This window comes from Variovorax sp. GW823-FHT04B03, from assembly GCF_058796495.1.
In genome coordinates, this window is the sequence record NZ_JBXAIT010000001.1 from 690,909 (window position 1) to 706,004 (window position 15,096).

A 15,096-nucleotide genomic window follows, 5' to 3' on the forward strand; every position below is an offset into this window, starting at 1 on the left:
GGTCTTGCCGGCTGCGGACGGAGGCCGTGTCTTACTGGTTCGTGATCTTGTTGTCGCGAATGACCTTGCCCCAGCGCTCGAAGTCCTGGCGCATGCGCGTGGCGGTCTGTTCCGGCGTGCCGTAGGCCGCGAAGGAGCCCACGCTCTGCAGCTTCTCGCCGACTTCCTTGTCGGCCAGCGCCTTCTTCAGCTCGGCGCTCATGCGGTCGACCACGGCCTGCGGCGTGCCGGCCGGGGCCAGCAGCCCGCCCCACGAGGTGGCGTCGAAGCCGGGGAAGCCCTGCTCGGCCACGGTCTTCACGTCGGGCAGCAGGCTCACGCGCTTGCCGGAGCCCACGGCGATCGGGCGCAGCGTGCCGGCGCGGATGTGCGGGATCACGGCCACGAGGTCGGAGAACATCGCGGGCACCTGGCCGCCGATGAGGTCGGTCACGGCCGGGGCACTGCCGCGGTAGGGCACGTGCTGCATCTCGAACTTGCCGATGTTCTTCAGCTGCTCGGTCGTCAGGTGGCCGAAGCTGCCGGCGCCGGCGGTCGTGTAGTTGAGCTTGCCGCCGTCGGCCTTGGCCTTGGCGATCAGGTCCTGCAGGCCGTTCACGCCGGGCAGCACCTTCGGGTTCACCACCATCACGATCGGCAGGTCGTACACGGTGCCCACGGGCGTGAAGCTCTTGAAGATGTCGTAGGGCACGGTGCCGTACAGGTGCGAGGCCAGCAGCGTCGGCGTGGCCAGCATCACGAAGGTGTAGCCGTCGGGTGCGGCCTTGGCCGCGAAGGCCGCGCCGATGGTGCCCGAGGCGCCGCTGCGGTTGTCGACCAGGATGTTCTGCTTGAGCGACAGCGACATCTTCTGCGCCACGATGCGCGAAGCCACGTCGGTCGGGCCGCCGGGCGGGAAGGGCACGACCAGCGTGATCGGCTTGGTCGGCCAGGCCTGGGCGAAGGCGCTGCCGGCCAGCAGGGGAAGGGCCAGCGCGAGCAGGGCGCGGCGCACGGGGTTGCGGGGGGTACGGAGGAACGGGAAGGCCATGGATTTCTCTTCAGGGATGCGGGCGCTGCCTACTTAGACAACACCATTCGTTTTCAGCGCTGCCAGCTTTTCATCCGACAGGCCGAGCAGGGACTTCAGCACGTCGTGCGTGCCTTCGCCCAAAGTGGGCGGCGCGCTGCGCACGGGCAGTCGCTCGCCATCGAAACGGTAGGGCGGCGCCAGCACGTTGACCTCGCCGGCCACCGGGTGCGGCTGCTTGGTCACCAGGCCGGCGTCGGTGGCGCGCGGGGAGTTCAATGCTTCCAGCAGGCCCAGCACTTCGCCGCAGGGAATGCCCGAGGCGTTGAGCTTTTCGAGCAGCGCGGCGCGCGGGCGCTTCGCGAGTTCGGCGTTCAGCTCGGGCAGCAGCGCCGCGCGGTTGGCCGAGCGAAGGATGTTGGTCTTGAAGCGCTCGTCGGCCGCGAGGTCGGGGCGCTCGATCACCTCGGTGCAGAAGCGCATGAACTGGGCGTTGTTGCCCACGGTGATCACCAGCGGGCCGTCGGCCGCGTCGAACACGCCGTAGGGCACGATCGACGGGTGCGAGTTGCCGTAACGCGGCGGGTCTTCGCCCATCAGCAGTGCTTCGAGGCCGTAGTAGGCGGTGATCATCAGGCCGCAGTCGAACAGCGCCATCTCGATGTGGCGACCCGTGCCGGTCTTCTCGCGCTGGTAGAGCGCGGCCAACACGGCCTGCGCCGAGTACATGCCGGTGAACAGGTCGACGGCGGCCACGCCGAACTTCAGCGGCGGCTGGTTGGCTTCGCCGTTGAGCGCCATCAGGCCGGCCTCGCCCTGCACCACGAGGTCGTAGCCGGGGCGTGCGGCCTCGGGGCCGGTGCGGTCGTAGCCCGAGATCGAGCAGTAGATCAGGCCCGGGTTCTCCTTGCGCAGCTGTTCGTAGCCCAGGCCCAGCTTGTCGATGCCGCCGAACTTGAAGTTCTGGATCACCACGTCGCACTGCTTGGCGAGGTCGCGTGCGATCTGCTGGCCTTCGGGCGTCTGCAGGTCGAGCGTGACGGAGCGCTTGTTGCGGTTCACGCTGTTGAAGTAGGCGGTTTCGGTCTTGCCCACGCGCAGGCCCCAGTCGCGCGTGTCGTCGCCGCGTCCCGGGTGTTCGACCTTGATCACCTCGGCGCCCATGTCGGCCAGCACCATGCCGCACCAGGGGCCGGCAAGGATGCGGGACAGATCGAGGACGCGCACGCCGGCGAGCGGCAGCGAGGAATTCAGCGAGGGCATGGGAACAACTCCAGGAAAACGAAAGACCCCCGCATCTGCATCGGCATGCACACGCGGGGAGGGGCTCAGCGCGTCAGGACGCGTCGGGCTGGGGTGCGTGGCGCAACGCGATGAAGTCGGCCTTGCGCTTGCCGAGGAAGGCGCCGATGCCTTCGGCGGCCTCGGCATCGGCCTGCGACGCCACCATGTAGACCGCTTCGGCCTCGAGTTGTTCCTCGAGCGTTGCACGATGGGCCCGGCGGCACAGCGTCTTGATGCGTGCGCTCGCGCGCTGTGGGCCGTTGGCCACCTTGGCCGCGAGGGCGATGGCCTCGGCCAGCGCGCCGCCCTTGTCGGTCAGGCGGTTCACCGCGCCCATCGCGTGCAGGCGCTCGGCCGTGAGGCGGTCGCCGGTGAGGCACAGCTCGGTGAGCAGCTGGCGCGAGACGAACTCCGCGAGGAAGGCCGTGGCGCCGCCATCGGGCGTGAGGCCGACCTTGACGTAGGCCACCGTGTAGAACGCATCGCGCGCCGACACCAGCATGTCGCAGGCCAGCGCCATCGACAGGCCGGCACCGGCTGCGCCGCCTTCGACGGCCGCGATCACGGGCTTGCCGCAGTCGCGGATCGCGCGGATCAGGTCGTGCAGGCCTTCGAGCTTCTCGCGGCGTTCGGCCTCGGGCAGTTCGCGGCGCTTGGCCAGCAGGTTCAGGTCGCCGCCCGAGCAGAAGAAGTCGCCCGCGCCGGTGAAGACGATGGCGCCCACCTCGGGGTCGTTCTGCGCGTCGGTGAGCGCGGCGGAGAGCTCGGCGTACAGCGTCGGCGTGATCGCGTTGCGCGCGGCCGGGTTGCTGTTGGTCAGGATGCGGACGGCGCCTTCCTGCGAGATGAGGACGGTCTTGTCCGTCATGCCGCGACCTCTTTGCCCAGTGCGATGTAGCGTTGCAAGTGATGGTCTTCGTCGCCGAGCTGGTGGTCGATCATCACGAGGCGCTTGGCATAGTGGGGCAGCGGCAGCTCCCAGGTCATGCCGATGCCGCCGTGCATCTGGATGCTTTCCTCGGCCACCAGCGCGCCGATGCGGCCGATGCTGAACTTGGCGGCCGACAACGCGCGCTCGCGCGCCACGCGGTCGCTGCCGTCGATGGCGGCGGCGGCGTTGATGACGGCCGAGCGGGCCTGTTCGATCTCCAGCAGCAGGTCGGCCATGCGGTGCTGCAGGGCCTGGAAGCTGCCGATGAGGATGCCGAACTGCTTGCGCGTGCGCAGGTACTCGAGCGTGGCGGTCTTGGCGGCTTCCATCGCGCCCAGGGCTTCGGCGCACAGCGCGAGCACGCCGCGGCCGATGGCGCGTTCCAGCGTCGCTGCGCCCTGGCCTTCGGCACCCAGCAGCGCGTCGGCGCCGAGCGTCACGCCGTCGAGCGTGAGTTCGGCCACGCGGCCCCCGTCGATCGCGGGGCAGCCGCGCACGGTGAGGCCGGCGGTCTTGGCGGGCACGAGGAAGAGCGAGATACCGGCTTCGTCATCGACGTTGCCCGAGGTGCGGGCCGACACGAGGAACAGGTCGGCCTGCTCGCCCTGCGGCACCACGGCCTTGGCACCCTTGAGCACCCAGCCGTCGCCGCTGCGTTCGGCGGTCGTGGCCACGCGCGTGCGTTCGTAGTGCGTGTCGGCTTCGTCGTGTGCAAAGGCCGCCACGGTCACGCCGTTGACGATGTCGCCGATCTTCTCTTTCTGCGCGTCGCTGCCGGCGGCACTGATCGCCTCGCCGACCATCACGGCGCCCAGCAGCGGCTCGACCACGAGGCCGCGGCCCAGTGCTTCGAAGACCACGGCGATGTCGAAGCCGCTGCCGCCGAAGCCGCCGTCGGCTTCGCTGAACAGCGCGCCGATCACGCCGAGCTCGGCGAAGTTCTGGAAGATCTCCTTGCTGAAACCGTGCGCCGACTTCGCGATGCGGTCGCGCGCATCGAAGGCGTACTGCTCGGCGATGAAGCGGTTCAGGCTGTCGGCGAGCATGCGCCGGTCTTCGGTGTGTTCGAAGTTCATTGCATCTCTCCTTACAGGCCCAGGATCATCTTGCTGATGATGTTTTTCTGGATTTCGTTCGAGCCGCCGAAGATCGACAGCTTGCGGTTGTTGAAGTAGCGCGAGGCGGCGGCCTTGGCATAGGCCGGGCCGAAGGTCTCGCCGGTGAAACCGTCCTGCAGCGCTTCGGCGACGAAGGGGCGGCCGTACACGCCCATGGCGCGGCGCGCGAGCGACGAGATCTCCTGGCGGATCTCGGTGCCGCGAATCTTCAGCATCGAGCTTTCCGCGCCGGGCACGCCGCCGCCGGCCACCGCTGCGATCACGCGCAGGTTGGTGGTCTTCATGTTCTCCAGGTCGATCTCGACGCGCGCCAGGCGTGCGGCAAAGGCCGGGTCGTCCGCGAGCGGCTTGCCGTTCTTGGTCTGCGAGGCGGCGATGCCCTTGAGCTGTTCGAGCGCGGCCACCGAGAAGCCCACGCCCGCGATGTTGGTGCGCTCGTAGGTCAGCAGGTACTTGGCGCAGGTCCAGCCCTTGTTCTCTTCGCCCACGAGGTTCTCGGCGGGCACGCGCACGTCGGAGAAGAACACCTCGTTGACTTCGTGCTCGCCGTCCAGCGTGATGATCGGGCGCACTTCCACGCCGGGCGAGGTCATGTCGACCAGCAGGAAGCTGATGCCTTCCTGCTTCTTCGCCTCGCGGTTGGTGCGCACCAGGCAGAAGATCATGTTGGCGTGCTGGCCCAACGTGGTCCAGGTCTTCTGGCCGTTCACGATGTAGTGGTCGCCCTGCGCGTCGATGCCGCGCACGGCCGTGGTCTTCACCGCGGCCAGGTCGGAGCCCGCGCCGGGTTCCGAGTAGCCCTGGCACCACCAGTCGGCGCCGCTCAGGATGCGCGGCAGCCAGTAGCTCTTTTGCGCTTCGTTGCCGTACTTGATGAGCACCGGGCCCAGCATGTTGACGCCGAAGGGCACGATGCGCGGCGCGAAGGCCAGGGCGCATTCGTTCTCGAAGATGAACTTCTCGACCGCGGTCCAGCCGGGGCCGCCGTACTGCTCGGGCCAGTGGTTGGCGAGCCAGCCGCGCTCGTTCAGGATGGCGTGCCATTCCTGCATGTCGGCCTTTTCCAGGATCTTGCCGCCGCGCACCTTGTCGGACAGCCGCGCGGGCAGCTTGTTCGCCAGGAAGGTGCGCACTTCGCTGCGGAAGGCTTCTTCTTCGGTCGTGAAGTTCAGGTCCATCGCGGACTCCTCAATGAATCAGTAAATTTCGAACAGGCCCGCCGCGCCCATGCCGCCGGCGATGCACATCGTGACCACGGCGTACTTGGCGCCACGGCGCTTGCCTTCGAGCAGCACGTGGCCCGTGAGGCGCGCGCCGGTCATGCCGAAGGGGTGGCCGATGGAGATCGCGCCGCCGTTGACGTTCAGGCGTTCCGACGGAATGCCCAGCTTCTCCTGGCAGTAGATCGACTGCGAGGCGAAGGCTTCGTTGAGTTCCCACAGGTCGATGTCCTGCACCTTCAGGCCGTGGCGCGCGAGCAGCTTGGGCACGGCGAAGACCGGGCCGATGCCCATTTCGTCGGGCTCGCAGCCGGCCAGAGCCAGGCCGCGGAACGCGCCCAGCGGCTTCAGGTTGGCGCGCTCGGCATCCTTGGCTTCCATCATCACGCAGGCCGAAGCGCCGTCGGACAGCTGCGAGGCGTTGCCGGCGGTGATGAACTTGTCGTCGCCCATCACGGGCTTGAGCTTGGCCAGTGCCTCGTAGGTGGTGCCGCGGCGGTTGCAGTTGTCTTCCGTGGCGATGACTTCGCGGTGGGTGACTTCCTTGGTCTCCTTGTCGGTCACGGCCATCGTGGTGGTGCAGGCCACGATCTCGTCCTTGTAGCGGCCGGCCAGTTGCGCTTCTTCGGTCTTGCGCTGGCTCTCGGCCGAGAAGCGGTCCTGCGCTTCGCGGCTGATGTTGTAGCGCTTGGCGACGATGTCGGCGGTGTCGATCATCGCCATGTACAGCTCGGGCTTGTGCTCGACGATCCACGGGTCCAGGCTGAGGTCGCCACCGTCACCGGGGCTGCGGCCGCGGATCTGCGAGATGCTTTCCACGCCGCCCGCGATCATGGCCGGCGCGCCGTCCACGACGATGCGGCCGGCGGCCATGGCGATGGCCTGCAGGCCCGAGGCGCAGAAACGGTTCACGGTGGTGCCGGCGATGCTGATGGGCAGGCCCGAGCGGATGATCGACTGGCGCGCGATGTTGCGGCCGGTGGTGCCTTCGGGGTAGCCGCAGCCGAGGATCGCGTCCTCGATCCGCGCCGGGTCCAGGCCCGAGCGCTCGACCGCGGCCTTCACCGCGAACGAGGCCAGCGTGGCGCCGGAGGTGATGTTGAATTCGCCGCGGTGCGCCTTGGTGAGCGGGGTGCGGGCGGTAGAAACGATGACGGCTTCACGCATGGGGTTGTCTCCTGGACGGTGGGCTCTAACGGTTACTCGGATTGATTCAGGCTTGCGAAATCGGCGCCGCGTTCGACCAGCTCCACGAGCAGCGGCGACGGCTTCCAGAAGATCGGGTCGGCCTTGGCGAACTCGCGGATGTCGGCGAGCACCTTGGGCAGGCCCACGGTGTCGGCGTACTTCATGGGGCCGCCGCGGTGGCGCGGGAAGCCGTAGCCATAGAGGAAGGTCACGTCCACGTCGAGCGGGCGCAGCGCGATGCGCTGCAGCACGACATTGGCGCCTTCGTTGACCATGGCGGCCATGTAGCGGCGCATGATTTCTTCTTCGGTGAAGGTGCGCGGCGTGATGCCGGCGCGTACGCGCTCGGCGTCGATGATGGCCAGCACCTCGGGGTCGGGCACGCCGGTGCGCGCGCCTTCGGGGTACAGGTAGTAGCCGCGCTGCGTCTTCTGGCCGAACCAGCCGCGCTCGCAGATGCGGTCGGCCACCTGCACGTAGCGCGCCTGCGGGTCGCGCGTGGCGGCCTTGCGCTTGCGCGTGGCCCAGCCGATGTCGCCGCCGGCCAGGTCGGACACCTGGAACGGACCCATCGGGTAGCCGAAGTTGCGCACGGCCGCGTCGATGTCGTAGGGCGAGGCGCCGTCTTCCATCATGTGGTCGGCGGCCTGGCGGTACACGGCCAGGATGCGGTTGCCGATGAAGCCGTCGCACACGCCGGCGCGCACGGGCACCTTCTTGAGCTTCTTGGCGAGCTCGAAGCCGGTGGCGACCACGTCGGCGCTCACCTTGGCGGGCACCACGATCTCCAGCAGCTTCATGATGTTGGCGGGCGAGAAGAAGTGCAGGCCCACCACGTCCTGCGGGCGCGAGATGCTGGCGGCGATCTCGTCGATGTCCAGGTACGAGGTGTTGGTGGCGAGCACGGCGCCCTTCTTGCACACGCGGTCGAGTTCGGCGAACACGGCCTTCTTGACGCCCATCTCTTCGAACACGGCCTCGACCACGATGTCGACGTTGGCGAAGGCGTCGTAGCTGGTCGAGCCCGAGAAGCGCGCCATGACGGCGGCCTTGGCCTCTTGTGTCATGCGGCCCTTGGCGATGAGGCCGTCGTACACCTTCTCGACGTGCGCACGGCCGCGCGCCAGGCTGGGCTCGTCGCGCTCGACCATGGTCACGGGCAGGCCCGCGTCGAGCATGGCCACGGCGATGCCCGCACCCATGGTGCCGCCGCCCACGATGCCGGCCGAGGTGAGCGGGCGCGGGCTGGCCGAGCGGGTCTCGGGCGCCTTCAGCACTTCGCGCTCGGCGAAGAAGGCGTGGATCAGGCCGGCGCGCTGCGGGCTGTCGATGCACTGCAGGAACAGCTTGCGCTCCAGCGCCATGCCTTCGTCGAAGGGCAGCGTAAGCGCGCCTTCGACCGCTTCGACGATCTTCATCGGCGAGAACAGGCCGCGGCTCTTCTTGGCGGTGTCGGCGCGCGCGGCCTCGAGGGCGGCACGGGCGGCTTCCTTGTCGGCCAGGCCGGCGGCTTCGCGCGTGCGGCGCACCGGGGCGTTGGCGGCGACCAGTTCCTGCGCGTAGGCGAGGCCTTCGGCGCGGGCGTCGGCTTCAGTGCCGAGGCGGTCGACGAGGCCGAGCGACAGTGCTTCCTTGGCGCCCGCATGGCGGCCGCTGAGCATCAGTTCGAGCGCGGGCTTCACGCCGATGAGGCGCGGTGCGCGTTGCGTGCCGCCCGAGCCGGGCAGCAGGCCCAGCGCCACTTCGGGCAGGCCCAGCTTGGCGGTGGGCGCGGCGAGGCGGTAGTGCGCCGACAGCGCAATCTCCAGCCCGCCGCCGAGCGCCGCGCCGTGAATGGCGGCGACCACCGGCTTGGTGCAGTTCTCGATCTTCAGGCAGACCTCGGGCAGCGAGGGCTGCTGCGGCGCCTGGCCGAACTCGCGGATGTCCGCGCCGGCGATGAAGTTGCGGCCCGCGCCGACGATCAGCACCGCCTTGGCGCCGCTATCGGCCTCGGCCGCATCGATGGCGGCGGCCAGGCCGCGGCGCACGTCCACGCCCAGGGCGTTGACGGGCGGGTTGTCGATGGTCACCACGCACACGTCGCCTTGACGCTGGAAGGTGACGGGACCGTTGGACGTGGAAGGGCTGGGAGTGGGGGTGGCCATGTGCGTGTCGCTTGTCTCTTGCTTGCGTGGCAGGCCCTCGTGAAGTCTCGAGGGGTCCGGGGCTCTGGGGAGCCCTGCATTCTTGGCCGGCATCGCTGCTTTGACAATTGCATAGGTGGTTGACAGACTGTCAAAGAATTTTTGACACAATCCGCCCATGGACCTGCAATCGCTCACCCTGCTGGTAGAAATCCTTGACGCGGGCAACCTGAGCGCGGCGGCGCGCCGGCTCAAGATGACCCGCGCCAACGTCAGCTACCACCTGAACCAGCTGGAGCGCTCGGTGGGCGCGCAGCTGATCCGGCGCACCACCCGCCGCGCCGAGCCCACCGAGATCGGCCTGCGGCTGTACCAGCATGGCGTGGCCATCCAGGGCGAGCTGCTGGCGGCGCGCGAGTCGGTCACCGCGCTGGGCGAGGGCCTGCAGGGCCGCGTGCGCCTGAGCGTGCCCAGCGGCTACGGCCAGCTCGTGATGGCCGACTGGCTCATCGACTTCAAGCGCCAGTACCCCGGCATCGTGCTCGACGTGGTGTTCGAGAACCGCATCGAGGATTTGCTGCGCGACGAGGTCGACATCGCCATCCGCGTGATCCCCGAGCCGCCGCAGAACCTCGTGGCGCGCGAGATGGGCCCGGTGCGCTACGTGGCTTGCGCCACGCGCGTGTACGCCGAGCGCCACCCGCTGCCCGTGCAGCTGGACGCGCTGCGCGCCACGCCGGTGGTCACGGCCGCCGTCATCGGTCGGCAGCTGCGCATCTCGGCCTACCAGGGCGAGACGCGGCGCGAGGTGATCCTGGAGCCGACGCTGATCTCGGAGAACTTTCTGTTCCTGCGCCAGGCCATCCTCGCGGGCCTGGGCGTGGGCCTCGTGCCCGACTACGTGGTGCAGGAAGACGTGCGCCGCGGCGACGTGGTGACCACGCTGGACGACTGGCGCCTGTCGATCTTCGGCACCCAGATGTTCATGCTCTACATGCCGAACCGCCAGCACACGCGGGCGATCCGGACGTTCATCGATTTCATCCTGGCGCGGGTGCGACCGGAAGAAGCCGAAGAAGCTCAGTCGCAGCGGTAGACGACTTCGCCTGCCGGCACGCCTTCGGCCGGTACCTCCGACTGCGTGCTGCTCAGGAAACGCATCGGCGCGCCGAAATTGCGGCAGTAGTTCTCGGCGTCCTGCGCGGTGGGCGACTTGAACACGCCGTCGGCCAGGAAGGTGACGCGCGGCGCGGGCCGCGAGACGCAGCCCGCGCCGATGAGCAGGGCCGGAACGAGGACGGAGAGAGCAGCGAATCGGCGCATGGGGCAGGGCGGAGAGAAGAGGCCGCGACTGTAGCCGCTCGGCGGCCTCAGTCGGCCAGCCACACGCTGCCGTCCGCCGCCTCGCGCAGCGCCAGCGGCGTGAGGCGCGCCCCGCGGCAGGGGCCGCCCACGCAGCGCCCGGTGTCGGGCTCGAAGATCGCGCCGTGCCGCGCGCACATCAGGTAGCGCCCGGAGCTTTCGAGGATCTGCCCTTCGAAATCGAGCGGGCCGCCGGCGTGCGGGCACTGGTTCAGGTAGCCGTGCACGGCGCCCTGCCAGCGCACCGCGAAGGCCGGCGCGCCGCCGGGCGCGGTGAACAGGGCCGCGAGGCCGCCGTCGGCGAGTTCGGTGGCGATGGGGTGGGCGGTCGGGGCGGGCGCGGTCATGGGGAGCGAGCCTACCAAGGTCCGCCGCGGGGGCTGCCGCCCGGGGGAAACCTCCGTGGCATCACATGTTTCGGCTATGTCATCCGACCAATAGACGCAGGGGCGTGCCGTTTTCACAATGCATCCGCTCGCTTTCATTCGTCCGTGCATCCTTGTCTCAAGGGGGATTCCCACCGATGAGCACGCTGAAACAGGGCTGGCGCGGGGCTGATGTCCGTCGCCTGCAGGAGGCCCTGAACCGCAAGCTGCAACCCAGCCCCGCCCTCGTACCCGACGGCGACTACGGCCCCGTCACCCGGGCGGCCGTGCTGCGCTTGCAGGCCGCGCACTGGCTGTGCGAAGACGGCGAGGCCGGCCCCTGCACCCGCAACGTGGCCTTCGACAACGAAACCCACGCGCCGCTGCTGCACCCCGTGGCGCTGATCCCGCAACCGGCGCCCGCGCTGTGCTGGGCGGCCGCCACCGCGATGCTCACGCGCGCCACCGTGCAGACCGTGGTCGCGCGCACGCCCTCGGAGCTGATGGGCGCCGACGGCGCCTTGCGCCGCCGCGTGGACAGCGACCGCCATGCGCAGGGCAGCGACCCCGATGACGACGACAACCGCCGCTTCGCCGCTGCGCACGGCCTCACGCTGCGGACCCACGGCCCGTGGACCGTTGCCGCGCTGCGCACCGCGCTGCACGCCGGCCCGCTGATGTTCGACCTGCGCTGGGGCGCCAAGGGCGGCGCGCCCGCCGGCCAGCCGGGCCACATGGTCGTGCTCGCGGGCATCCGCGGCGACAACGACCCCGGCGGGGGCGGCACCACGCTGCGCCTGTTCGACCCCTGGCCGCCGGGCCGGGGCGCGCGCAGTTCGACCAGCCATGTGCGCTGGATGCAGACCGTGGCCGATCGCATCTGCGGGGTGTTCCAGCGGTAGTGGCGCCTGGCTGCGGTGGCCGTTGGCACCGGTGCATGAAAAAATCCTGACTTTCCGCGAACCGTTTCGGCGGGTGGCCGCCTCTTTCCATGCGGGAGGGGCGTTCTGTTCCCCCGCATTCACACGTCACGGATCGAAGGAAACCACCATGCTCTACGTCAAGAATGTTCCCGGCTGGGAACGCGCCCTGCGCATCGCCCTGGGCCTCGCCGGCCTCGCCTTCGCCGCCATGAACTGGCCGGCGGATGCCATGGCCGTCGCGGTCGGCCTCATGGGCGCGATGCTGGCCCTCACCGGGCTGGTCGGCTTCTGCCCGATGTGCGCGATGGTCGGGCGCACCCTCGGCAAGGGCCGCTGACCCATGGCCACCGCAGCGATCGACCGCACCTGCCTGATCCTGGCCGCGCAGACCGGCGACCCCGTCGCCCTCGAGGGCCTGCTCGCCGCCTGTCAGACCGATGCGCGCCGCTACGCCCGCCGGCACTGCCAGGCCAGCGACGTGGACGACGCCGTGCAGGAATCGCTGCTCGTGGTCGCGCGCCGCGTGCGCGGGCTGCAGGCGGCCGCGGCGTTCTCGTCGTGGCTGTTCACCGTCATCCGGCGCGAATGCCTGCGCCTGCAGCGCGCGATGTTCCGCCACGACCCGCTCGACGAAGACACCGTCGAGCGCCAGCTCGCGGCCCGCAGCGACCACGCGCTGCGCATCGACCTGGCCCATGCGCTCGAATCGCTGCCGGCGCACTACCGCGAGGTCGTGCTGCTGCGCGACTTCGAGGAACTCACCATCGCCGAGATCGCCGAGCGCCTGGGTGAGCCGCCGGGCGCCGTGAAGAGCCGGCTGCACCGGGCGCGCCTGCTGGTGCGCGAGTACCTGCTGGGGTAGCCCGGGGGTGCTCCGGTCGAGGGGCGATGCGACAATCTCGCCGCAATGACAGACACCCTCACGATCACCCGCCCAGACGACTGGCACCTGCACGTGCGCGATGGCGCCGCCCTCGAAGCCGTCGTGCCCCACAGCGCCCGCCAGTTCGGCCGCGCGCTGATCATGCCGAACCTGCGTCCGCCCGTGACCACCGCCGCACAGGCCGTGGCTTACCGCGACCGCATCCGCGCCGCCGTGCCCGCGGGCACGTCCTTCGAGCCCGTGATGTCGCTCTACCTGACCGACAAGCTGCCGCCCGAAGAAATCGCGCTGGCCGCCGAAGCCGGCGTGCGCGCGCTCAAGCTCTACCCGGCCGGCGCCACCACCAACAGCGATGCCGGCGTGACCGACATCCGCAAGACCTACAAGACGCTCGAGGCCATGCAGAAGCACGGCCTGCTGCTGCTGGTGCACGGCGAAGTGACCGACCCGGCCATCGACCTGTTCGACCGCGAAGCCGTGTTCGTCGACCGCGTGATGATTCCGCTGCGCCGCGACTTCCCCGAGCTCAAGGTGGTGTTCGAGCACCTCACCACCAAGGAAGGCGCCCACTACGTGCGCGACGCCGACCGCTTCACGGCCGCCACCATCACGGCGCACCACCTGCTGTACAACCGCAACGCCATCTTCACCGGCGGCATCCGCCCGCACTACTACTGCCTGCCCGTGCTCAAGCGCGAGACGCACCGCGTCGCGCTCGTCGAGGCGGCCACCAGCGGCAGCGACCGCTTCTTCCTGGGCACCGACAGCGCGCCGCACCCCGCGCACCTGAAGGAACATGCACTGGGCTGCGCCGGCTGCTACACCGCGCTCACCGCCATCGAGCTGTACGCCGAGGCCTTCGACAGCGTGAACGCGCTCGACAAGCTCGAAGGTTTCGCCAGCTTCCACGGCCCCGACTTCTACGACCTGCCGCGCCACACCGACACCATCACGCTGAAGCGCGAAACCTGGACCCTGCCCGAGACCGTGCCCTACGGCGAAGCCACGCTCAAGCCGCTGCGCGGCGGCGAAACCGTGCAATGGAAGCTCGCATGACGGCGCCGGTGCCCCTGTCGTCGCTGCGCGTGATGCTGCTGATCGACGCCGACAACGTCTCGGCCGACGTGATCGAGCAGGCCGTGCAGCGCACGATGGAGGACTACGGCGCCATCCATGTGCGCCGTGCCTACTGCAACGCCGAGATGGCCGTGAACCGCCAGGCGCTGTTCAAGCGGCTGTCGGTGCGGCCCATGGTGAACCTGTCGGCGGGCAAGAACAGCACCGACATCGCGCTGGCCGTCGACGCCATCGACCTCGTGATCGCCGAGCGGCCCGACGTGGTGGTGCTGGTGTCGTCCGACTCCGACTTCGCGCCGCTCGTCATTCGCCTGCGCGAAAAGGGCTGCCGCGTCTGCGGCATCGGCCAGCAGGGCAAGACCGGCGAAGAGACCGTCGGCGTCTACGACAGCTTCATCGACCTCGCGCACCACGGCATCAAGCCGGCCGTGCGCACCGCACCGGCCAAGAAGGTGGCGGCTGCGAAGAAGACGCCGGCCGCGAAGACCGCCCCCGCGAAGAAGGCTGCGGCCAAGACCGCGCGCAAGACGGCGGCGAAGACGGCCAAGCCGGTGGCACCGCCACCGCCGCAGCAGCCTGAAATCTCCGAAGCCGCCGAGTTCATCCTGCAGGCCGTGCCCGCGCTGCGCCGCGGCACCGACGTGCCGCTGAACGACGTGGCCAAGGCCCTGCGCACCGCCGGCCTGCTCAGCAAGAGCGGCAGCTCGCTCAAGCTCTTCGACAAGCTCACGGGCGAGTTCGCGGTGATGCAGCATCCCGACCGCATCCGATGGACGGGGGCGTCCGCGCCTTGACCCCGGGCCTGCCGGCGGTCGCGGCCATCGATTGGGCCGCACCCTGGCTGGCCCCTTACCGTGATCCCGGCGAAGCCGTGGCGCGGGCCGTTGCACAGACCGGCACCGTCGCCGCCGCGCTGCAAAGCGCCAAGCCACCCGCCGTGCCCGACTTCGTCACGCAGGACGCACTGCCCGAGGGCCAGGCCTACGAGGCCCACATCTTCCGCACGCGCACCGTGCCCACGCGCGACAACCTGCACGACTTCTTCAACGGCCTGGTCTGGCTGGCCTTTCCCGAAACCAAGCGCCGGCTCAACGAACTGCAGGCCGCCGAGATCGCACGCGCCGGCGTCGGCGCCACGCGCGGGCCGCTGCGCGATGCGCTCACGCTCTTCGACGAGAACGGTGCGGTGCTCGATGCGCCGCCTGCGCTGTGGGAGGCGCTGGTGGCGCGCGACTGGCAGGCGTTGTTCGTCACGCGGCGCAGCCTGTGGCATGAGGCGCGCCTGCTGCTCTTCGGCCATGCGCTGCTCGAAAAACTGGTGACGCCGCGCAAGCCGATCACCGCGCATGTGTTGCTGGCGCACCGTGCGACCTGCGCCGCCGCTCTCAACGATGCGGCAATCGCCCGAAGCATCGGTGCGAAAAGGCTCGAAGCCAAGCCTTTCGTTCCCCTGCCGGTGCTCGGCGTGCCCGGTTGGTGCATCGAGAATGACGCGGCTTCGTTCTACGCCGACCCGCAGGTCTTTCGACCATTGCCGGGCTCGTCGGCAGACTGAAGCCACGCCAGCACGCACGGGTTCGGGAGGGCCCTCGGCTGGCGGTCGCATCGCG

General features: G+C 69.6%; 16 protein-coding genes. 7 read left to right on the plus strand and 9 right to left on the minus strand.

The window, feature by feature from the left end:
• Nucleotides 1-31: 31 nt before the first annotated feature.
• The 7 genes from AC1RAD_RS03055 to AC1RAD_RS03085 form a co-directional block, all read right to left on the minus strand.
• Complete coding sequence (locus AC1RAD_RS03055) at nucleotides 32-1,030, minus strand: Bug family tripartite tricarboxylate transporter substrate binding protein (protein ID WP_492733823.1); 999 nt, start codon at nucleotides 1,028-1,030, stop codon at nucleotides 32-34.
• A gap of 33 nt (nucleotides 1,031-1,063) precedes the next feature.
• Entirely contained in the window at nucleotides 1,064-2,272 is a 1,209-nt protein-coding gene (locus AC1RAD_RS03060) for a CaiB/BaiF CoA transferase family protein (RefSeq protein WP_139701433.1), read from the minus strand.
• Nucleotides 2,273-2,345: 73 nt separating this feature from the next.
• Nucleotides 2,346-3,161 carry an oxepin-CoA hydrolase, alternative type gene (locus tag AC1RAD_RS03065; protein ID WP_492733825.1) on the minus strand — a complete coding sequence of 272 codons (816 nt, stop codon included), beginning with the start codon at nucleotides 3,159-3,161 and terminating at the stop codon, nucleotides 2,346-2,348.
• A complete protein-coding gene (locus tag AC1RAD_RS03070) occupies nucleotides 3,158-4,300 on the minus strand; it encodes an acyl-CoA dehydrogenase family protein (RefSeq protein WP_354345829.1) in 1,143 nt (380 codons plus the stop codon). The genes AC1RAD_RS03065 and AC1RAD_RS03070 overlap by 4 nt, the downstream gene beginning before the upstream one ends.
• An 11-nt stretch (nucleotides 4,301-4,311) precedes the next feature.
• On the minus strand, nucleotides 4,312-5,520 hold the full coding sequence (locus AC1RAD_RS03075; protein WP_492733828.1) for an acyl-CoA dehydrogenase family protein: 1,209 nt from the start codon (nucleotides 5,518-5,520) through the stop codon (nucleotides 4,312-4,314).
• A gap of 18 nt (nucleotides 5,521-5,538) precedes the next feature.
• On the minus strand, nucleotides 5,539-6,729 hold the full coding sequence (locus AC1RAD_RS03080; protein ID WP_492733830.1) for an acetyl-CoA C-acyltransferase: 1,191 nt from the start codon (nucleotides 6,727-6,729) through the stop codon (nucleotides 5,539-5,541).
• 32 nt (nucleotides 6,730-6,761) lie between these two features.
• Entirely contained in the window at nucleotides 6,762-8,897 is a 2,136-nt protein-coding gene (locus tag AC1RAD_RS03085) for a 3-hydroxyacyl-CoA dehydrogenase NAD-binding domain-containing protein (RefSeq protein WP_492733832.1), read from the minus strand.
• A 157-nt stretch (nucleotides 8,898-9,054) separates the two neighbouring features.
• Between AC1RAD_RS03085 and AC1RAD_RS03090 the strand changes: the two genes are divergently transcribed.
• Nucleotides 9,055-9,972 (plus strand): LysR family transcriptional regulator, encoded by a 918-nt coding sequence (locus tag AC1RAD_RS03090; RefSeq protein WP_492733834.1) that lies wholly within the window; start codon nucleotides 9,055-9,057, stop codon nucleotides 9,970-9,972.
• Here the strand turns inward: AC1RAD_RS03090 and AC1RAD_RS03095 are convergent.
• Nucleotides 9,957-10,199 carry a hypothetical protein gene (locus AC1RAD_RS03095; protein ID WP_492733836.1) on the minus strand — a complete coding sequence of 81 codons (243 nt, stop codon included), beginning with the start codon at nucleotides 10,197-10,199 and terminating at the stop codon, nucleotides 9,957-9,959. The genes AC1RAD_RS03090 and AC1RAD_RS03095 overlap by 16 nt on opposite strands.
• Before the next feature lie 47 nt (nucleotides 10,200-10,246).
• Nucleotides 10,247-10,585 carry a Rieske (2Fe-2S) protein gene (locus tag AC1RAD_RS03100; protein WP_062478568.1) on the minus strand — a complete coding sequence of 113 codons (339 nt, stop codon included), beginning with the start codon at nucleotides 10,583-10,585 and terminating at the stop codon, nucleotides 10,247-10,249.
• Between the two features lie 176 nt (nucleotides 10,586-10,761).
• Here AC1RAD_RS03100 and AC1RAD_RS03105 point away from each other — a divergent pair, with 176 nt between their 5' ends.
• The 6 genes from AC1RAD_RS03105 (at nucleotide 10,762) to AC1RAD_RS03130 (ending at nucleotide 15,041) form a co-directional block, all read left to right on the plus strand.
• The gene (locus AC1RAD_RS03105) at nucleotides 10,762-11,505 is read left to right on the plus strand and encodes a peptidoglycan-binding protein (protein WP_492733838.1); all 744 of its coding nucleotides are present in this window, start codon (nucleotides 10,762-10,764) and stop codon (nucleotides 11,503-11,505) included.
• A 148-nt stretch (nucleotides 11,506-11,653) separates the two neighbouring features.
• Nucleotides 11,654-11,863 (plus strand): YgaP family membrane protein, encoded by a 210-nt coding sequence (locus AC1RAD_RS03110; protein WP_492733840.1) that lies wholly within the window; start codon nucleotides 11,654-11,656, stop codon nucleotides 11,861-11,863.
• 3 nt (nucleotides 11,864-11,866) lie between these two features.
• Nucleotides 11,867-12,388 (plus strand): RNA polymerase sigma factor, encoded by a 522-nt coding sequence (locus tag AC1RAD_RS03115; RefSeq protein WP_062478577.1) that lies wholly within the window; start codon nucleotides 11,867-11,869, stop codon nucleotides 12,386-12,388.
• Nucleotides 12,389-12,433: 45 nt separating this feature from the next.
• The gene (gene pyrC, locus AC1RAD_RS03120; protein WP_062478580.1) at nucleotides 12,434-13,465 is read left to right on the plus strand and encodes a dihydroorotase; all 1,032 of its coding nucleotides are present in this window, start codon (nucleotides 12,434-12,436) and stop codon (nucleotides 13,463-13,465) included.
• Nucleotides 13,450-14,280: an NYN domain-containing protein gene (locus tag AC1RAD_RS03125; RefSeq protein ID WP_492733842.1), complete on the plus strand. Its 831-nt coding sequence runs from the start codon at nucleotides 13,450-13,452 to the stop codon at nucleotides 14,278-14,280. Before pyrC ends, AC1RAD_RS03125 begins: the two co-directional genes overlap by 16 nt.
• A complete protein-coding gene (locus tag AC1RAD_RS03130) occupies nucleotides 14,277-15,041 on the plus strand; it encodes a DUF3025 domain-containing protein (RefSeq protein WP_492733844.1) in 765 nt (254 codons plus the stop codon). The genes AC1RAD_RS03125 and AC1RAD_RS03130 overlap by 4 nt, the downstream gene beginning before the upstream one ends.
• Nucleotides 15,042-15,096: the final 55 nt, after the last annotated feature.